General features: G+C 37.4%; 1 protein-coding gene. It reads right to left on the reverse strand.

What is annotated here, in order from left to right; genetic code table 11:
- Positions 1-611 precede the first annotated feature (611 nt).
- Positions 612-1094: a hypothetical protein gene (locus EV294_RS30140; protein ID WP_132313692.1), complete on the reverse strand. Its 483-nt coding sequence runs from the start codon at positions 1092-1094 to the stop codon at positions 612-614.
- Between the last annotated feature and the right edge of the window lie 243 nt (positions 1095-1337).

The following is a 1337-nucleotide window of genomic DNA, read 5'->3' on the forward strand; positions in this document are numbered from 1 at the left end:
AAGCTGTTCGCAGGCTTGAGAGTCTTGGTTTTCAGGTTGCTCTTTCTGCCTCAGAGGCCTCTTAACCGTCCTAATCTCTCATAATTTCGAAAGAAGCACAGTTTTAAAAAAACATAAAAGCTGGGCTTGTTTTCGTGCTGCCATTTTTGGGTCTGAGCTAAGAGTAATTTTCGGGGTAGCTTAATCTAAAAAGTGGTTACTAATTATGATCAGGGCAAAGCTAATTAGAATTAAAAGTATGCCAATGAATATTGATACTTGTTTAATTGCTGCTCCACTTTTTTCGATTAAGAAAAAGGAGAACCCGATTAGTAATCCGTAGATTATTGACTTAATGTAATGACTATGTATCCAGTCTATTAGGAATTTATCAGAAAATATAGTTATTAAACAAGAGAAGAAAAAGTATAACGGTATACGTAGTTTCATGTTACCTCCGAATCACAACTAAGACTGTTTCCACATGTAGTAACAGCTGTTTAGACGCTATCAACTTCCATTTGTTGCGTTAGACTGCCCTTTACTTTAACACCAAAAGCAACCGACGACGTACCGGCTGCTGTCGTGTGTTTGAACTATCGTTCCCGATAACTTAATGCCTTAATTAATCTCTAATCCCAAAAATTAAAGATAACTTCCCCGACTGTTTTAGGTTTCCAATGAAAGATTTGGTTTAGTTCCGCCTTATTAAGGCTGTTTTCGTTTAGCACGGTTTGAGTTCTTTCTTCGAGTATTAATCGTTGATTAAGCACGACTACAGGCAGTACCCTAAATCCAGTGCTAAAGGCATTAACATCATTAGAAAGTGAGTCATCAACATAGTCAATATCGAAATATTGAACTGAAGAAGCAAATGCAACGAAGGGATAGGAACTGTTTAACAAGATGTAAGTGCTTGTGCTCTTGTTTTCCCAGCCAAGTTCTACTTTATAAAAGTTCTGTGATACATGTGGTTCTTCAAAGGATAAAAGCTTCCCATTAGAATAGCTTGCCAACGTGTAACAGAGTCTTTTGAATTGTAACGAATCAGCCCTTGTTCTATCATCGACTGGGAATCCGGATATACCGTCCAAAAGCAACACTTCCATCACCACCTCTAATTTCTTCTTCCACCTTACAGACGCTTAATTTCGACATATATTGGAAGTATCCTCCCTCTATGGAGAATCACTTTTCTCTTAAATTCTCATGTTTCCTTAGATTTTGAACGTTTTTCTTTCATACCAGACAATCATTAGATGAAACAAGGTTGTAGAAGATGTAAAATATGGGGCGGAGAAAGCGCAAAAATATATCCACCCAGACCACTCGTTTTAAAAAGTGGACATTCTGGAGAT

The sequence above is a fragment of the Paenibacillus sp. BK033 genome (assembly GCF_004345425.1).
GTDB lineage: Bacteria > Bacillota > Bacilli > Paenibacillales > Paenibacillaceae > Pristimantibacillus.